The sequence below is a fragment of the Bacillus multifaciens genome (assembly GCF_030756675.1).
Lineage (GTDB): Bacteria > Bacillota > Bacilli > Bacillales > Bacillaceae_G > Bacillus_A > Bacillus_A multifaciens.
This window is the reverse complement of the sequence record NZ_JAVBXD010000044.1, coordinates 1-17,494: the sequence shown is the minus strand read 5'-3', so window position 1 is coordinate 17,494 and position 17,494 is coordinate 1. Positions and strand designations below refer to the sequence as shown.

General features: G+C 34.3%; 19 protein-coding genes and 1 riboswitch. Of the genes, 7 read left to right on the top strand and 12 right to left on the bottom strand.

Features of this window, described 5'->3' with window-relative positions:
• Positions 1-2: 2 nt before the first annotated feature.
• Together Q9306_RS20910 and Q9306_RS20905 are read right to left on the bottom strand one after the other, a co-directional pair.
• Positions 3-698, bottom strand: coding sequence for an ABC transporter permease (locus Q9306_RS20910; protein ID WP_306201960.1), 696 nt, complete (start codon positions 696-698; stop codon positions 3-5).
• A complete protein-coding gene (locus Q9306_RS20905; protein WP_306201957.1) occupies positions 691-1,614 on the bottom strand; it encodes an ABC transporter ATP-binding protein in 924 nt (307 codons plus the stop codon). The genes Q9306_RS20910 and Q9306_RS20905 overlap by 8 nt, the downstream gene beginning before the upstream one ends.
• A gap of 161 nt (positions 1,615-1,775) precedes the next feature.
• On the opposite strand from Q9306_RS20905, the gene Q9306_RS20900 reads away from it, so the two are divergent.
• Both Q9306_RS20900 and Q9306_RS20895 read left to right on the top strand, forming a co-directional pair.
• Positions 1,776-2,495, top strand: coding sequence for a response regulator transcription factor (locus Q9306_RS20900; RefSeq protein WP_306201955.1), 720 nt, complete (start codon positions 1,776-1,778; stop codon positions 2,493-2,495).
• Positions 2,486-3,589 carry a sensor histidine kinase gene (locus Q9306_RS20895; protein WP_306201954.1) on the top strand — a complete coding sequence of 368 codons (1,104 nt, stop codon included), beginning with the start codon at positions 2,486-2,488 and terminating at the stop codon, positions 3,587-3,589. Before Q9306_RS20900 ends, Q9306_RS20895 begins: the two co-directional genes overlap by 10 nt.
• 126 nt (positions 3,590-3,715) lie before the next feature.
• Here Q9306_RS20895 and Q9306_RS20890 read toward each other — a convergent pair whose 3' ends face one another.
• Positions 3,716-4,633, bottom strand: coding sequence for a D-alanine--D-alanine ligase (locus Q9306_RS20890; protein ID WP_306201953.1), 918 nt, complete (start codon positions 4,631-4,633; stop codon positions 3,716-3,718).
• Between the two features lie 5 nt (positions 4,634-4,638).
• Entirely contained in the window at positions 4,639-6,087 is a 1,449-nt protein-coding gene (pdxR, locus tag Q9306_RS20885) for a MocR-like pyridoxine biosynthesis transcription factor PdxR (protein WP_306201951.1), read from the bottom strand.
• Between the two features lie 239 nt (positions 6,088-6,326).
• Between pdxR (Q9306_RS20885) and Q9306_RS20880 the strand changes: the two genes are divergently transcribed.
• A complete protein-coding gene (locus tag Q9306_RS20880; RefSeq protein WP_306201947.1) occupies positions 6,327-6,500 on the top strand; it encodes a hypothetical protein in 174 nt (57 codons plus the stop codon).
• A 59-nt stretch (positions 6,501-6,559) separates the two neighbouring features.
• Here the strand turns inward: Q9306_RS20880 and Q9306_RS20875 are convergent, their stop codons facing one another.
• A complete protein-coding gene (locus tag Q9306_RS20875) occupies positions 6,560-7,477 on the bottom strand; it encodes a DMT family transporter (RefSeq protein WP_306201945.1) in 918 nt (305 codons plus the stop codon).
• A 148-nt stretch (positions 7,478-7,625) separates the two neighbouring features.
• Between Q9306_RS20875 and pdxR (Q9306_RS20870) the strand changes: the two genes are divergently transcribed.
• Positions 7,626-9,062, top strand: coding sequence for a MocR-like pyridoxine biosynthesis transcription factor PdxR (gene pdxR, locus Q9306_RS20870; protein WP_306201944.1), 1,437 nt, complete (start codon positions 7,626-7,628; stop codon positions 9,060-9,062).
• 5 nt (positions 9,063-9,067) lie between these two features.
• On the opposite strand, the gene Q9306_RS20865 is transcribed toward pdxR (Q9306_RS20870), so the two are convergent.
• The 4 genes from Q9306_RS20865 to Q9306_RS20850 form a co-directional block, all read right to left on the bottom strand.
• On the bottom strand, positions 9,068-9,565 hold the full coding sequence (locus Q9306_RS20865; protein ID WP_306201942.1) for a DUF421 domain-containing protein: 498 nt from the start codon (positions 9,563-9,565) through the stop codon (positions 9,068-9,070).
• Between the two features lie 144 nt (positions 9,566-9,709).
• Complete coding sequence (locus Q9306_RS20860; RefSeq protein WP_306201939.1) at positions 9,710-10,081, bottom strand: ArsR/SmtB family transcription factor; 372 nt, start codon at positions 10,079-10,081, stop codon at positions 9,710-9,712.
• Positions 10,082-10,501, bottom strand: coding sequence for an SRPBCC family protein (locus tag Q9306_RS20855; RefSeq protein ID WP_306201937.1), 420 nt, complete (start codon positions 10,499-10,501; stop codon positions 10,082-10,084).
• Between the two features lie 161 nt (positions 10,502-10,662).
• Positions 10,663-11,313, bottom strand: a complete 651-nt coding sequence (locus Q9306_RS20850; RefSeq protein WP_306201935.1) for a 2OG-Fe(II) oxygenase — start codon at positions 11,311-11,313, stop codon at positions 10,663-10,665.
• Between the two features lie 324 nt (positions 11,314-11,637).
• On the opposite strand from Q9306_RS20850, the gene Q9306_RS20845 reads away from it, so the two are divergent.
• A complete protein-coding gene (locus Q9306_RS20845; protein ID WP_306201933.1) occupies positions 11,638-12,090 on the top strand; it encodes a PH domain-containing protein in 453 nt (150 codons plus the stop codon).
• A gap of 45 nt (positions 12,091-12,135) precedes the next feature.
• Positions 12,136-12,669: a nucleoside-triphosphatase gene (locus Q9306_RS20840; RefSeq protein WP_306201931.1), complete on the top strand. Its 534-nt coding sequence runs from the start codon at positions 12,136-12,138 to the stop codon at positions 12,667-12,669.
• A 213-nt stretch (positions 12,670-12,882) separates the two neighbouring features.
• Here the strand turns inward: Q9306_RS20840 and Q9306_RS20835 are convergent, their stop codons facing one another.
• Both Q9306_RS20835 and Q9306_RS20830 read right to left on the bottom strand, forming a co-directional pair.
• A complete protein-coding gene (locus Q9306_RS20835) occupies positions 12,883-13,392 on the bottom strand; it encodes a GrpB family protein (RefSeq protein ID WP_306201929.1) in 510 nt (169 codons plus the stop codon).
• A gap of 160 nt (positions 13,393-13,552) precedes the next feature.
• Positions 13,553-14,260: a DNA alkylation repair protein gene (locus Q9306_RS20830; RefSeq protein ID WP_306201927.1), complete on the bottom strand. Its 708-nt coding sequence runs from the start codon at positions 14,258-14,260 to the stop codon at positions 13,553-13,555.
• Between the two features lie 543 nt (positions 14,261-14,803).
• A riboswitch (glycine riboswitch) is annotated at positions 14,804-14,924 on the top strand.
• Positions 14,925-15,031: 107 nt separating this feature from the next.
• Here Q9306_RS20830 and Q9306_RS20825 point away from each other — a divergent pair.
• Positions 15,032-16,399, top strand: a complete 1,368-nt coding sequence (locus Q9306_RS20825) for an alanine/glycine:cation symporter family protein (protein ID WP_306201925.1) — start codon at positions 15,032-15,034, stop codon at positions 16,397-16,399.
• Between the two features lie 150 nt (positions 16,400-16,549).
• Here the strand turns inward: Q9306_RS20825 and Q9306_RS20820 are convergent, their stop codons facing one another.
• Complete coding sequence (locus Q9306_RS20820) at positions 16,550-16,891, bottom strand: SdpI family protein (protein ID WP_306201923.1); 342 nt, start codon at positions 16,889-16,891, stop codon at positions 16,550-16,552.
• Positions 16,892-17,494: the final 603 nt, after the last annotated feature.

Here is a 17,494-nt window from a genome sequence, read left to right as displayed (position 1 = left end):
ATTCAAGAAACATCCATTTTGTCAATTTTATGATAAGAAAAATAAGCAATTATTAGACCGAGTAAACAGAATACAATTGGTATTCCAATGAATTCGTATACGCTACCGCCATTAGGAACATTTGCGTTAATCAAAAATCCTATTAAGACAGCTGAAGTAATTGTTGTAGCAGTTGATTTTTTTCTCATGCCAAAATATAAAGGAATTAGACTGACTCCAGCCATCATAAATGCATGAATCAAAGTAGTTGGAACTGTAGCAAGTATTTCACTCATACTAACAGGTGTTTCAAAGAATCCTATAGTTGGGTTTAGAAAGAAAGTTAACATACTGATAATAAAAGTAGCAAAAACGATGCTAAAAAAACAAAAGCAAAAAACAATCGCTAACTTAGCTTGAAGTAATTTTTTACGTTTTAGTGGGTATGTGAACACAAATTGAATCGTTTTGCTCTTGTATTCATCAATTACTAAACGAGATAAAATTACACTTGAAAAAATGATAAATGTGATTCTAGTAAGAATATTTGTTAAAGACATGAATCCCGCATAATCTGGAAACATTTGCTCGCTCTCACCTTTAGCCCCCACTGCCATAAGACCGACAGCAACGAAAATCCCCAAAATACATATGGCTAATCCTTTAAAATAACTAGATAAGTGATGTTTTTGCCACTCTAGTTTCATAATCTCAAACATGTTGACTACCTCCATTAATAAGGTTTAAGAAGTACTCTTCTAAGCTATGTTGTCTTTTTTCAAATCCATTTACAACAACTTCGTTCATAATTAATTCTTTATTGATTTGATATTGAGAAATGTCTTGTTCAAAAATTCGAATCATATTCTTGTCTACTATTTCATACTTTTTAATTCCTAATTTCTCTTCCAACACTCGTGTCGTTTTTTCCAAATTGTCTACTTTGATTTCGAAATATTCGACATTTTCCTTTCTGATTTCTTCCATTTTCACTTCTTTTATTAAATTTCCATGATTAATAATGCCAATCGTATCTGCGATAGATTCAATTTCGGACACAATATGACTTGAAATTAGAATAGTAATTCCATGTTCCTCTTTTAATAGTAATAGAAGCTCGCGAATGTCTTTAATACCAATTGGATCAAGTCCATTGATAGGCTCATCAAGAATTAAAATCTCTGGTTTCGTAACAATCGCCCGTGCAATCCCTAATCGTTGCTTCATTCCTAAAGAAAATTCATGAATTTTTTTATTTTCTACACCTTTCAGACCAACAATTTCTAAAGCTTCACCCACCGCCCTTTTATCTTGATAACCTATGTATTTACAGTGAAAATCTAAATTTTCCTTTGCTGTTAGCCGATCATAAAACACTGGGTATTCAATGATGCTACCTATTTCCTTTAAATATTGATAGGATGTTGGTAAAACAGGCTGATTTAATACTATAATTTCACCAGAAGATGGTTTTACTAAATTTAAGATCATCTTCATAATGGTTGTTTTTCCAGCTCCATTCGGTCCTAAAAATCCATAAATTTCACCTCTGTTAATTTTCATATTGACATTAGAAACCGTTTCAGTTCCTTTGAACACCTTACTTAATTTGTTAATTTTAATAATAGTTTCCACTCATTTCCCCTCCTGCTTCATATCGATATGTTACAATAAGCTTAACCAATGAAAGTAAAATCAAAGTAAACGCTAGGGAAAATGCTTGTAATATTTTTATTAATGCCTACATTTACAGAAAATAAATTAGTATGATGAGATTGAAATGAGGGATAATCGAAATGGAGTCTGCAAAAATATTAGTTATAGATGACGAAGTTGGCATATTAAGATTATTAGAAATCACGCTAAGGAAAGAGAATTTCAGTAATATAGAAACCGCATCAACGGGTAAAGAGGCGCTACAGCGTATCAAGGAACAAGTATTTGATATTATTTTGCTTGATATCATGCTTCCAGATATAAGTGGATTTGAATTATGTACGGAAATACGAAAACATATAAATACACCGATTATTTTTGTTAGTGCGCGTTCTACGGACTTTGACAAATTAACAGGATTAGGGATAGGCGGAGATGATTATATTACAAAACCTTTTAATCCTTTAGAAGTAATTGCTCGAATAAAAGTCATCCTTCGTCGTCAAAAAATGTATGATAGCTCACAGCAACAATGTACTTTATACAATTATGACTACTTCACTTTTAACCCCGAATCTGCAACATTAACAGTTAAAAATCAACCCGTAGAATGCACAGCAAAAGAACTGGAATTACTACATTTCTTTTGCAAAAACCCCAATCGTATTTTCACGACTGCACAGCTTTACGAATTCGTATGGGGAAATGATGTTTTTGGGGAAGAAAAAACCGTCACAATCCATATTTCAAAACTACGAAAGAAACTGGGTGATGATACACGAAAACCAAAAATCATTGTAAATTTACGAGGAATTGGCTATAAATTCATCCCTCCAAATGAGGCGTTAATATGCGAATAAAAACTCGATTTACATTCCATTTAGTATTAGGACTTATTCTTTGGATGCTTCTAACTGGTTTCAGCATTCTCGTTATTCTTGAAGGTATTCTACCACAGTTCGGTATCATTATTAGTACTGATAATGAAGGTTTGTTTGTAGCTGGAATTTTCGTTTTTAGCACCATTATTTGTATTGCCTTGTTTGGATGGTATTTTGGTGGTCCGATTGGATTCATAATGACTTGGATTCATCAACTCTCACAAGAAAACTATGAGCAACCTATAGATTTGCAAAAAATTTATACACGAAAAGGAAAACTCCATAAGCGTTATCTACTTTATCAAGAAGTACTTCAACAGCTCAAAGTATTAGCTGTAAAGTTACAAGCTGCTGAAAAAGAAAGAGAAAAAATAGAGCATGCCAAACAAGAGTGGATTGCTGGTATTTCGCATGATTTGAAAACGCCTCTAACATATATTAAAGGATACTCAGCGCTTTTATTAAATGATCAGTATGAGTGGTCAAAGGAAGAAGTTCAATCTTTTATCCAAGAAATTGATGATAAAGGAAAGCATATGGAGGAATTAATTCAAGATTTAAGCCTCGTAATACAATTAAATAGTACTGAAGGTATGTTACCTTTAAACAAAGCAGATCAAGATTTAGTTGAATTCACAAAGAGGGTTGTTGCCGATATTAGTCACGATCCACAAGCGAAGAACTATAATCTTCATTTTAAAACCGATACACCTGTAATTAACCTTGAATTTGATCATAAATTTATACAACGTATCTTACAAAACATTCTAATGAATTCGATTTTACACAATCCGGAACATACCGATATATATACAACACTTTCTGATGATGACAAAAATGTAGTAATCCAAATTATGGACAATGGCGTTGGCATGTCCTCACGTATGCTAGAAAATCTTTTTCAACAATATTACCGCGGAACAACAACCGATTCCTCATCTGAAGGAACTGGACTTGGAATGGCCATTGTCTATAAACTTGTACAAGCTCATAATGGGTCAATCACTGTCGAAAGCGAACCTTCGAAAGGGACATTATTCAATATTATTTTGCCGAAAAAAGGACGTTCATAAGACAATAGGTCTTAAGACGTCCTTTCATTTTTAAAAATATCCAAATAAACTAAAACAGTTACAGCCCTGCTAGATCTAAAGTCGCTAAATCAACAATAAATTTTAACACTATATTTAATTATGTTTTTATTTAATACCTTCACTTCTCCTAGCCTTTAAAGAGATTTCAATAATCATATCCAATAGTTTACTATAAGAGATTCCCACCGCATGAGCACTTTTAGGTAGTAAGCTATTTTTTGTCATCCCCGGCAATGTATTCACTTCCATCACATATGGGATTCCATCTTTTATAATCATATCAACTCTAGCATAAACACTGCATTTTAATGCTCTATAACATGCCATCGCAGCCTCAGCGACACGCTTTTGAGTTGTCACCGGAAGTTCTACAATCTCTTCAATCGTAGCCGCATCATCGTATTTCGCATGATAGTCAAAGAACTCAGCCGCATATTGAATTGAAATAATCGGTAAAAGTTTTCCGTTCAAAATGGAACAGGTAATTTCTTCGCCTTTTATATATTTTTCAATTAAGATTTCAGAATCCCATTTAAACACATCCTCAAGTGAAGAAAGTAAAGACTCCTTATCATATACGATTTTTACGCCTACACTGGAACCGCCCGAATTTGGTTTTACCACTAGTGGATACCCCATTTTGTCTATTTCATCAAATTGAAGCTCTTCCATATTTGAAATATGAATCCAATCCGGTGTTTGAATGCCCTCATAACGAATCATTTTTTTTGACATGTTTTTATCCATACAAATACCGCTTGATAGCATGTTACTTCCGGTATATGGAACACCAAGAGTTTCTAGTGTACCTTGAATCGTACCGTCCTCCCCGTATTTTCCATGAAGCGCTATCAAAGCAATATCGATATCTCTTACCTTATCAATAAGCTCTTTTTTATCATTTAATTTAATAGGCATAATTTCATACTTACTCTTATCCAAATGTGCAATCATTTCTTCCCCTGTCATGAGGGATACTTGTTTTTCGGAGGATACGCCTCCCATAATTACGCCAACTCTCACTTTTTTCAACTCCCATTTTCATTTTTCAATGTATCTCCAATTATCTTAATTCCTTTAAGAATATCCACTTCTTTTAACCGAGAGAATCCTAATCGAAACGTATTACTTCCCCTTCCATCCGTGTAAAAGACGTCCCCAGGAGAAAAAACAACTCCCTTTTGATAACATTTTTTTAAAAGTGTACGCGAATTCATTTCTTTTTCTAATTCTATAAAAAGATGCAGCCCACCATCCCCAGTCATTCTTTGAAAAGGAATATATTGGTGACAAGCTTGAACGGCTAACTCATATTTTTTCTTATAAACTGATTTCGCTTTTTTTAAATATTTTTCGAAATAACCATCATGCAAATATTGATAAAGTACTGCCTGATCCAGTGTGGATGTATGAATCGTCCGTGCCCTTTTCACACTTTCTAAGCAGTGTATTAATTCTTTATCTGCTAAAATCCACCCAACACGTAACCCTGGAAAAAGAATTTTTGAAAAGCTGCTGATATAGATAACATTGTTGCCAGGTCCGGCGAAAGTCATTAACGGAGCTAAATGGGAACCTGAATAGCGTAATTCCTCATTAAATCCATCCTCCACGATAGGAATTTGGTGTTTGGAAAAAAGTTTCATAATTTCAGTCCTTTTTTCCGATGATGTGACGATCCCAGTCGGATTATGATAAGACGGAATTAGATATGCAAAATCAAAATCCATTTCGGATAAGTTTTTCTCAACTTGACCAATATCAATACCATCATCTTTCATTTCTATCCCGTGTATATCAAATCCATGTAATCGAAAAAGTTTAAGTGCAGCATGATGAGTAGGGTTTTCACAAATAATACGTCCAGATTTTTTAGCTAAAGAAGACAATAAAATATCCAAGCCTTCGGTGAAGCCATTCGTGATAAGAATATCTTTATTGGAAATGTCTACTCCCTTCATTTCCATGTAGTGAAGTAGATAATCAATTAGAGGTTTATACCCTTTGGCATATCCGTAGTTCAAAACAATATCACCTTCAATGGACATTCGAGTCAGAAAAGCTCTCTTAAAATTTTCAACATCAAAAAGCTTTTCGTCTGGAGCAATGCTATTGAAGGAAATCATGCCTTTTTCCCAACGAACACCGTGCTTCATTAAATCTAATTCATCAGCTAACGTGGTAACTTCATTGACCTTTTCTTTCCAGTTTAGTTCGATGAATGGCGTTTTGAATGTTTCAATCTCACCTACAAAATTTCCTTTTCCCTTTATTGCATAAATTAGACCTGCTTGCTCTAAATCTGCGTAAGCAGTGAGAACTGTATTTCTGCTAACCGATAATAATTTACTAAGTTCTCGGGTTGATGGAAGCTTCTGATGCTCCAGCAGGTGTCCTTTCATAATCATTTTTTTTAAATGATCCTTTAATTGAACATAAACTGGACGATTATCTACAAATTTAAAATCATTAAACACTTCCTTGCCCCCTTGTTATCATTTTTGCATAACAATATCTATCTCAAAAGGTCCACAACATATGTATTTTCTTTAACTTGTGGTATGGTGTTAAGTATCATTCATACAAATTTGATATGAAGAATGTTACAAAATTTACTTCAGTCTCTTATTTAAAAATAATTAAGCTTTTTAATTTATGAACTTCATTTAAATGATACATTAGTAGATGTTGCGTAATCTCCATATAGATTTTTGATATGTTAGAAAATCTTTTTCAACAATTTTACCACGGAACAACAACTGATTTCTCCTCTAAAGGCACTGGGCTTGGAAAGGCACTTGTTTATAAACTTGTACATTCTCATGATGGTACAATCTCTGTCATGAGCGAACTTTCGAAAGTGTATTACCCAAAAAAAGGACGTCCATAAGACAACAAGCCTTAAGACGTCCTTTCAACTTTAAAAATCATGAACGAAATAAAGAAACCTTACATCTCTTTTTTCAATAGTTTTCCATGTTTCCAATACAACTCAAGTGTGGATCGATTCGCCATAAACACACCAATCAAGATAAAGCATGCTCCAATCCCCATTACCGGTTTAATTGGTTCACCTAAAAACATATATCCTGTTATAACAGCAATTAACGGCGAAACATAAAGCCAAGTAGATGGAAAGACAGGATTGGTTTTGGATAAAAGCCAATAGTATAAGCCATGTCCTCCTATTGAACCGATAAATATTAAATACAGAATCGGCCATTGAACGTTCCATGAAGTTAAGACAGATAGATTCGGATGCTCTAGTAAAAGAGAACAAACAATCAGTAATAAGCCACCATAAAACATTTGAATTCCATTAATTAAAAACGGGGAGACATTTGGTAAATCTGATAAAATTTCCTTGGAACGGATCGTACCCATTCCGTAGAAAAATTCACCTACTAATATAACAAGGCAAGCAATGCTCCACATATAAGAAAATTGTTGCTGCAGACCCGGTAAAGTAATGCACACTACTCCTATAAGAGCAAGTATAAAAGCAAAAAGTTGTTCCCTTCTCAATTTTCTTTTTGTTCGTTTCGTTTGAAGCAATAAAATCATCATTGGACCGGTAGCAGAAAGAACAGCTGCTAATCCCGATGAGATATATTGCTCTGCCCAATATAAAGTTGCAAAGGTCATAAATGTAAGACAAAATCCCGCAAATATAATTCTTTTTACTACAAGGTATGGTATAACTGGTTTCCGTTTCACAATAAAAAACATGATAACAATTATACCTGCTAAAAAGAAACGAATTCCTGCTGAAAAAAGTGGCGGAGCCCCTGCTGCAATTCCTATTTTAATCGTTAAAAATGTCGTCCCAAAAATAACACAAACCAGAAAATAATTTAAAATAACCATAATGTTTCCTCCCTTTCATTGTTGAAATGAGTATAGAGGAAACTGTGTATAACAGTACATCAAGCTATATAACAGTTGTATGAATTATCTGTTGATTATTAAGTTTTTTTCAATTTAAATGAAAATAAAAAGAAGATTAGGTGAGATCATGAAGATTGTACTCAGAAAAGAATCTAATACACCGCTCTACCTGCAAATATACGAGCAAATCGTTCAGCGTATTCAAGGTGGAATTTTAGCTGATGGAGACCCTCTCCCTTCTTTACGTATCATGGCAGGTGATTTAAATATAAGTGTATTAACAGTTCGTAAAGCATATAAATGGCTTGAGGCAAAAGGGTATGTATATATACAAACAGGAAAAGGAGTTTACATAAGAGGAAAAAGGAATACTTCTCGAGGTGTACATGATCCATATGACTGGCAACATTTGAAAGCTGTTAATGTAATAAGGTCTCAATATATTATCAATCGCCACAAAAAGTATTACGATTTTTCACAGGCCGTTCTTTACCCACGTCTTTTACCTAATCCGTTTCTATCAAGCGAAATGCAAAAAATATTAGACACAGACAAAATGCTGTTAGCCACATACGGACCTGTGCAAGGTGATGAAGAGCTTCGCGTGGAAATCAGCAAATATTTAAAAGACTATCAAGGATTAACAGCTGATCCTGCTCATTTATTAATTACAAGTGGTGCTCAGCAAGGAATTGATTTAATTACTCAAACATTATTAAAACCAGGCGACACTGTAATAGTAGAAAGTCCGTGCTACGGCGGTGCCATTGATGTGTTTATTAATAAAGGAATCAACGTTATTCCCGTTGAGCTTGATGAACAAGGCATCCGTTCTGATCTATTAGATGAAGTATGTCAAAAGAATAATCCAGTTTTGTTATACGTGAATCCCGCCTTTCATAACCCTACTGGAACATTAATGAGTGAACAACGTAGAAAAGAACTTATAGAACTAGCAGAATTTTATCATTTTTTTATTATTGAAGATGACTATTTTGGTGAGATCTATTTTAATGATATTGAGCTTCCGGCTCCTATTAAACATTTTGATAAGAACGGTCATGTCATTTATTTAAAAGGATTCAGTAAAACGTTAGCACCAGGGCTTCGTATTGCAGCCATACTCGCAGAAGGACCTGTATTTGATTGGTTATGTGCTGCGAAAGCATTAATGGATATAGGTAGTCCACTAATAACGCAAAAAGCTATTCTACCTTTTTTGCGGACAGAAAGAATGAAGAATCATTTAGAAAAACTACGAACTGCCTTACAAATTCGTCGTGATACTACAGTAGAAATACTTAGTTCTTTAACGGATACAATTCATTTTCAAGTACCAAAAGGCGGCTTTAATTTGTGGATCTCCCTTCCAGATTCAATGAATTCATTTGCATTACTAAAAAAAGCAAATGAAGCTGACATTTCTTTTTTACCCGGAACAGCTTGCTTTGTTCATCAATCAAAGCACGAGTATATGCGTATCAGTTACTCCACGCTAAATGATCAAGATTTAATTATTGGACTCCAAAAATTACGTGGAGTAATTTTAGATTTTCAAGGATAGACACCCTATTCTTTAGAAAGGTACTGCTCCAGTACCTTCTCCAACGCTTCGCGAGTAACCGGCTGCGCTTGAGCGGTTAATTGGTAACCAATACGGCCGTTCGGCTCTGCAGTTACTTGCTGCAATGTTTGAATGTCATGAATTCCTTGTTCTCGTAAATACATAAATAATTGCTGTTCTGTCATTTTGGCACGATTTAAGTTATCCTTTATAATTTTTCCATCTTTAATAATAACGATCGTGTTACCATCTAGAAATCGTTCCACCTTTCGTGATTTCATCTCTAAATGATGAATGATTAGTAAAACAACAGAAAATATACACGAGGCTAATATAGTTGGCCCTAACTTTTTACTTAACACTGGCTCTACAATAATCCGACCAATAGATACAACGACAATAATTTCAGCTCTTGTCATTTGACTAAGAGACTTGCTTCCCGCTAATTTCAAAACAACAATACCTGTACCGATTAATATAATACTTTCTAAAACGATGTTCATCTACAGTCCATTCCCTTTATAGCAATCTATACACAGTATTACCTTTTTCAAGTTAGTCTTAACCTTATGTATTAAATGAAAAAGGGCATGTTTAAAACAAATCGTTCAAAACATGCCCTTTTTAGTGTATGAAAGGGAATTCTCTTATTTCTCTTGTTCATTCAATTTTGTTTCAATAATTTTCAATTCACTGTTCTCTCCATTTTCAACTACATGTTTCAAAATGGATAATTTATTATTCCAAAATTGTTCGTAAAACAAAAGCCACTGCTTTAACTCTTGTAAAGGTTCTGGCTGCAGCTGATAAATTTTTTCTCTTCCTACCTTCTTTCCACTGACTAGCTTTGCCTCTGAAAGAATGTGAAGATGTTTTGTGACAGCTGTACGGCTAATCGGAAAATGAGACGTTATTTCTGAAATAGGCAATTCTTTTTCTGCTAGTAATCGAAGTACCTCTCTACGGGTTGGATCCGCAATCGCTTGAAAGACATCGTAATTTTCTGCTGTTGGAGACACTTAGCCTTCAATAACCTTTTTCAGTTTTTCGTTCACAATGCGAATCCAACCAGATGCCATATTCTCACGAATAACAGAACTTTTCTCATTTGGTTTTGGAAGAATAAAGTCAGGCTCTTTCCAGCCACCATGAATGAGTGTAAATTCAGTTTTATCACCTAAATCTTTTAAAAGAAATGAAACAATCCAGCCATCCGTATCCCATGCAAAAGAAAGATGATGCGGAGCATCGATTTCTAATACCTTACATGGAGATGGTCCAAAAGGAGATTGAATATGAAATTCATGTCCTACTTCTAGCTGAAAATCATTTGGCATAAACCATAATGCAATACCTTCTGCAGTTGATACTGTATCCCATACTTTTTGAATAGGTGCTTCTAGCACGATCGTTTGCTTAATATCTTGTAATGTGTTCATATTGCTTTTCCTTCTTTCCTTATTTTGAAATACAACTTTTTGGTTTCGCTTCAATAGAATATAACACCTTTTGGTTTCGTGTCAAGATTGATAACTTTTTCGCAATCTTTAAATATGGAAAGATTGCGAAAATAATAAAAAACCCTTAATCCATTGATCTCTTAATACAAAGGCCTTCTCCTCATCCATTGCGTCGCAACCCATTTTTCACCTTTGATAACAGGTGCACCGCCATGTAAAGTGAGTTTGTTTAATGCTTCATCCTGATAAAAATATTCGAAATATACCGCCATTCCTTTTTTCGGAGATACAGAAAGGTTAAGTTTTGAAAAGAAAGTCTCTCCGCCTTCTTCTACATCATTTAAGTACATAACAAGAGTACTTATACGATTATTATTTGCTGCCGCACTACTTTCTGCAAAAAAATCATAATGTGCTTTATATTCTTGGCCAACTGTATACTTTAAAATATGTAATCCTTCTCCATGTTCAAAAGGAACATTCATGATCGAAGCGATTCGTCTTTCGATTCTTGTAACGGCCTCATTTTCTTCTAAAAACGTACCACTACTCGTCCGAATATCATTTATTTTGCGCGAAATACCAATTTTAGAACGTTTCATTTTATTTTTAGACATTTCAATTAATGTTTCACACTCTTCATCACTTAATACATTTGCTAACACGACAATAAGAGGCTCTTCTAATCTGGAAATAATTTGGATTTCTCTATCTTCTGTTACAATTGTGTTTCCAGTATGGTTAAAAATCGTTAGTTCTTTATCTTCAACTGTTTGATTTTCCTTTGTCATTTTCCCCATCTCCCTTAAAAAATAATTGGATATTACGAATATATCATACTTTTCTTTCTATTCATTTTTTTCAGTAAATTAAACGAGGACTGTTCCGTTATTTTTTATTTTCATAAAAAAATCGATTCCAAAATGAGTCACAGTCTCCCCTATCTCTTTTCTCTGAATCCTGAGGTGGGGGATCTTACTGCCCACGAATAGCAGGATAAACTATCGTATGTTTATTGTTCAATATAATCTATCCTTAATCACATACGCTTAAAATGTGGTAATATTTGTATAGCTCTTTATTATTTCATATCAAACAAAGAAATGGGTGATTTTATGAGATGGAAAGTACGACGAGATAAGGGATATTGGTATATGATGATTGGAATTATTCTATTATCTAGCATACTCCTTTCTCTTCCGCTTTGGTTAGATAACACATTGAACTCTGTAGATTGGATTGTTATTCCTAGTGTCATTCTAATATTTGACTTATTTATGTTATGGATTATATTCGGAATTCGCTACGAATTACGAGAAAAGAGTTTATATGCAAGATGCGGTCCTTTTTGGTGCAATGTTCCCTACGTAAATATTACAAAAATTCATCCAACCGATGATATGATGATGGGCTTCCGCCCCGCAGCTGCATTTCACGGTGTAGAAATTCACTATCCTAACGCTCTATTCGGCAGCGTCAAACTATCACCAGAGAACGAAGAATTATTTATCACTACTTTACTCGCTAAGTGTCCACATTTACAAAATAGTAAAACGAAACAACTCTAATTCATTACGTAGTTACTCTTACGACACAGGAGGATGCATATCTTTATGGGAAATCATTTTTTTCTAACTGGTAAGCCAAGAGTAGGTAAAACTACAGCTCTAAAGAAAATAATAAGTGAAATTGGAGTAAAAAACTTTAGTGGATTTTATACAGAAGAAATTGTAGAGAATTCTAATAGAACAGGGTTTAAAATCATCTCTCTAAATGGAGACGAATCAGTAATTGCAGATGTTATTTCTAACAGTGATATTAGAGTAGGTAGATATGGCGTAAACGTTTCCGAATTTGAAGGTATTGCTATTGACTCAGTCCAAAATAACAAAAATAAGATTATAGTGATTGATGAAATTGGCCCTATGCAAATCTCATCTCCAAAATTTCTATCTACTATTAATCAATTAATGCAAAGTTCTCAAACTGTGTTAGAAACAATCTATTATGCTTCTCATCCTAAAATAGATGACATAAAGTCTCATAGTAGTATGAAAATGTATGAATTAACGCGTGAAAATTATAATGGAGTGCTTACTAAAGTGATCTATGAATTACGAAAGACAAGCATTTTTCAGTTTAAATGAGCGTGTGAAAATATCGATATATACATCCATTTTGATTTTCGACCTATAAATCGCTACTATGTAAAACGAGAAATGACCTGCACTTGCTTTCTTCTCTTTGTTTTAGACTCCGTTTAACTTGATTGTTGATTTTTTCAAAATAATAAGCGTATTTGAGTGTTATTTCAAATACGCTTACTTTTCCGAGTGGCAAATAAGTAAGAATCGTCCCCTTTAAACATTTATTTTAGCTAATATGGATTTTACAAAGTTTGTTTTGTCATCTGCATATTTATATTTATTATTTGGATTTTCCTGTGAAAGTTGAATTTTTAAATGTTCATACTCAATTCGAGCCGTTTCATTATTTTTTAAGTAATCTCGAAAGCACAATTGTTCAATTAAATATTTATTACCTTTTTCATACATATGAATTTGGTGTGTTCTCGGTTCGCCCTTATTAAAATAGTACCTTTCGGGTAATACATCTTTTCTATACCTATAATTTAACTGTTCTAACTCATCAATACACTTCGCACCATCTTCAAAATTATATAATTCAATAGCAATATCAATAATAGGTTTTGCACTCAAATTGGGAATAGAAGTACTTCCAATATGGTGTATTGCCAATATATATTCTCCAATTTGTTTTTCGATTAATTGTTTCTCTTTTAAAAATTCGACTCCCCATTCCTCAGTCCAAGGAACTAAAAAAACTTCACCACGAGGTAACCCTAACATTTGATTCACTCCTCTTGTGTACTGCCCTTATTTTAATTTTAAAAAACTTATTTTTCTTACATGATAAATTATCATTCACCTTTCTGCCCGTTAGTTCAGTAACTTCAACAAAAAGAGTGTCAATCCTTCTTGGATCAACACCCCGATACTAAGCTAATTTTTAACATCTTACATATTTACGTTTGAAACCAAGCCTCCCTCTATCAATTTCTTTATGAATACTTTCGTAAGCATTTAGGAAGCTGCTTTTTTTCTTGTCCCGTTTTACTTCTACTGTACCTATTTCCTTTGCGATCTCGACTGCCTTTTCATGTAGTGGCAAATATGAAATCCCCACGGTGTATAGAAAATTATTCATAGCGGATTTCGTTCGTTCTGGCGAATCATGAATCGTATTTTTCACAATTTCAAGCATATTGGAAATCTTGTTTTCGGAAAATTCATTGTCTAGGCGATTCCCTAAAAGCCTGCAGTAGCAACTCCAGCCCGCTGACATTCTCAGCTCGTCACCGCTTGCAATCCATTTATCAGCAACATCTTGTGCAAAATCTGACTCTGATAAAGTTACTGCCACCACAAAATCGGACAGCATATAAAAATACGCCCCATCCATCCAACGATCAAAATCCGACTCACTCATAGCTTTTGGGTTTGCAATAATGCCTGCAAAGTACATTGCATCGTAGTTACCTGTGGAATAAAGCTCTTCAGCTAAACGTTGATTTATTTTTATTTGCTTTGCGATTGGTTTCATAGCACCTGTAGCTACACCAAAAAGCGGCTCTTGCGCACCATTGGATATGTACATTTTTTTAGTTCGTTCCTTACCGAGGGCTACAAGCTCCTGCATAACTGTTTCAAAATCCATAGTTTTGCACTTCCTTCCTTTACTATTAAGACCCTTTTAATTATAACCAACTAGTTTATATTCTTTATCAAGTCTTCCATACTTCTCAATTTTATCATTAATCTTATTCAAGTAGGATGTCTACTGTCTATAGTTCCTAAACAACTCAGCCCGATTATTGAATAGAATGACTCGCATTTTTTTAAACAACTTTATTATTTGTATACACGTTCATCTGTATCAAATTAAACATTGTAATTAAACAGAGCCTTGTATTAAAACCTTGCATGTGGCAGGAAAAGGCACTGACCGATTCTATGCATGGCCAGATACTCTCGCCCATCAAAAAAACGAAAAGGTTTATTATTTCGTTTTTTTCAATTTGTATTTATATATATTTCCTTCTTGACTTACAATATAAAACATGACTATAATTACTCATGTTAATTTCATAGCATTCGGATGAACCATACAGGAGAAGATCCTTTGATCTACCGATGGGGCAAAAAGCTGGTCGGACAGCTTTGAAACTCTCAGGTCTTGTATTCAAGTAGAACTGTATGGGGACGAATCTCTGGAGAGACTCCCTCCTGTTGCACAGCAGCATGGAGGAAACAGAGCACCGAAGGAGCAAATCCGCCATTACAGCGGATAATCTCTCAGGTAAAAGGACAGAGACAAGCGACAGAAAATACCGATTCCCGAATCGGTTTATTTTTCTATTCCTTGTATCTCCAGAGACCATTTCGTTTATATGAAATGGTTTTTTATTTTTTCTAAAGGAGAGTAAAGATGGAAACAGTAAATCAAGTATTAGAAGTAATCAATCATTACGTATGGGGGCTACCGACACTCTTACTGCTTGTTGGGACAGGAATCCTCCTTACAGTACGTCTACGAGGCCTACAATTTATTAAACTATTATATGCTCATAAGTTAGCATTCGGAAAATCAGAGGACAACTCAACTAAAGGAGATATTAGCCATTTCCAAGCGTTAATGACCGCCATGTCCGCTACTATCGGCATGGGAAATATAGCTGGTGTTGCAACTGCAGTGTCAATCGGAGGACCAGGTGCAGTGTTTTGGATGTGGATTACTGCCTTGTTTGGAATGGCAACAAAATATTCAGAAGCGATTCTTGCAGTTAAATATCGCACACAAGGCGCTAACGGGGAATACTCTGGTGGTCCGATGTATTATCTAGAACATGGATTAGGAAAGAAATGGCTCGCTATATTATTTGCTATTTTCGGAACAACAGCTTCATTTGGAATCGGAAATATGGTGCAGTCTAATTCAGTTGCTGAGGCAATGAAAATTAATTTTTCCGTATCCCCTGTCATAACAGGAATTATAATGGCTCTTTTCATCGCGATTGTCATTTTAGGAGGCGTTAAAAAAATAGGAAAAGTGACCGGATTTTTTGTTCCAATTAAAGCCTTCTTCTATATCATTGCTGGACTTATTATAATTTTTTATCATATAGATCAAATTCCAAAAGCATTTCAGCTCATATTCTCAGGTGCTTTTCATGGAACTGCAGCTGCTGGAGGTTTTGCCGGAGCAACCGTTGCTTCAGCTATTCAAATCGGGATGGCTCGAGGGGTGTTCGCAAACGAAGCCGGACTTGGAAGTGCACCGATTGCTGCGGCTGCTGCGAAAACTGATTCCCCTGCTAAACAAGCACTCGTATCTATGACAGGTACATTTCTTGATACATTTGTCGTATGTACAATTACCGGTTTAGTGCTCATTACAACAGGTGCTTGGAATTCTGGTAAAACAGGTGTTGAAGCAACGACGTTTGCATTTCAAACTGTATTTGGAAACGCAGGAAGTATGATCCTTGGCATTGCGATTATTTTATTCGCTTACTCAACCATGTTAGGTTGGTCATATTATGGAGAGAAATGTATTGAATATTTATTTGGCTATCATGCGGTTCGATATTACCGTCTCATTTTTGTTGGGATAATCCTGTTTGGAGCAAATTTAAAACTAGGACTTGTTTGGACGTTTTCTGATATTGCAAATGGATTAATGGCAATTCCGAATTTAATTGGTTTGATTGGATTAAGCGGGATCGTCGTTACAGAAACACAACGCTTTTTGCAAGCGGAAAAATCTAACAATTCCAACAATAAGATTGCAAGTTAAATTAACTCTTGCTTTTAAATACAGTTTGATTAAAAACCCTTAATTTATGATAAAAAGAAGAATCCATTTTGAAAAAGTTCGAGCAAAATGGATTCTTCAACTATAAATCATGATAGGATTTTTATAAAAAGTTTGTAATTGATTATTATATTATTTCTCCATTACCTTTAATTTCGTCTCTACCCTAAGAAACATAATAATTATTAATAGTATCATAAGAGCTATGAGTGCAATTATTGTATGTGGATACCTGAATGTTAGGCTAATTATACTTCCTATAAGCATCATAAAAAAACCGTTTTGCCTCATAATTTCAGCACTATATTTATTCCCCGCATGCCATAACTCTATATTCTTCATAGATCGACGCGTCCGATAGCCAAATGCTGCATTAATATCTGAAGGTGGATATTTTTTTAATAGCAGTGCGGATAAGATGAATATGATGCCGATTAATAGACTAATTCCTATATTTACTAGCATATATACCATTTAAATGCCCCCTCTTTTTTTATTTTTTTAAATTAATTATCATCTTTACAAACCTATTTTACCATATTATTACAATTGAACTTCATTTTGTTAATTAATGTGAATATAGTGTAACAACTATATGGCATTATTCACGGAAACCCACAATAATCAAATGGGCCAAAGGTATGGTATTCTCAAGTTTTCCTAAGGTCTTGGCTTAAAAGATACTAGGAGAAATAAGTAATAGCAACACTGATATTACTTATAAACATTTATAATCTGAATATTTACAAAATTATGGGTAGGATTTCCTTTGGAGATATAGAAATTATAAAGGATGTCATTATGATTTTTTAACATATTTCCCGAAAAGAATTCCCCTTCCTCAAGGAGCGAGAAGGGCGTAGTCCAGCGAGTAGGTGGGGGATGAATTCTCGGTAGGTGATGGCCTACATATGTTCTTTGTATGGACTTTTGAGACTATGCGATATAGTAAATATGAAAATACGAAAGAAAGGAGAATGTATATGGCAACTACAAAAGAGGGTGTACATATAAAAGGAACAAAAAAGTCGTTACCGGATGGATGGTCTACCTATGCATTTCGATACGCTATTTTTC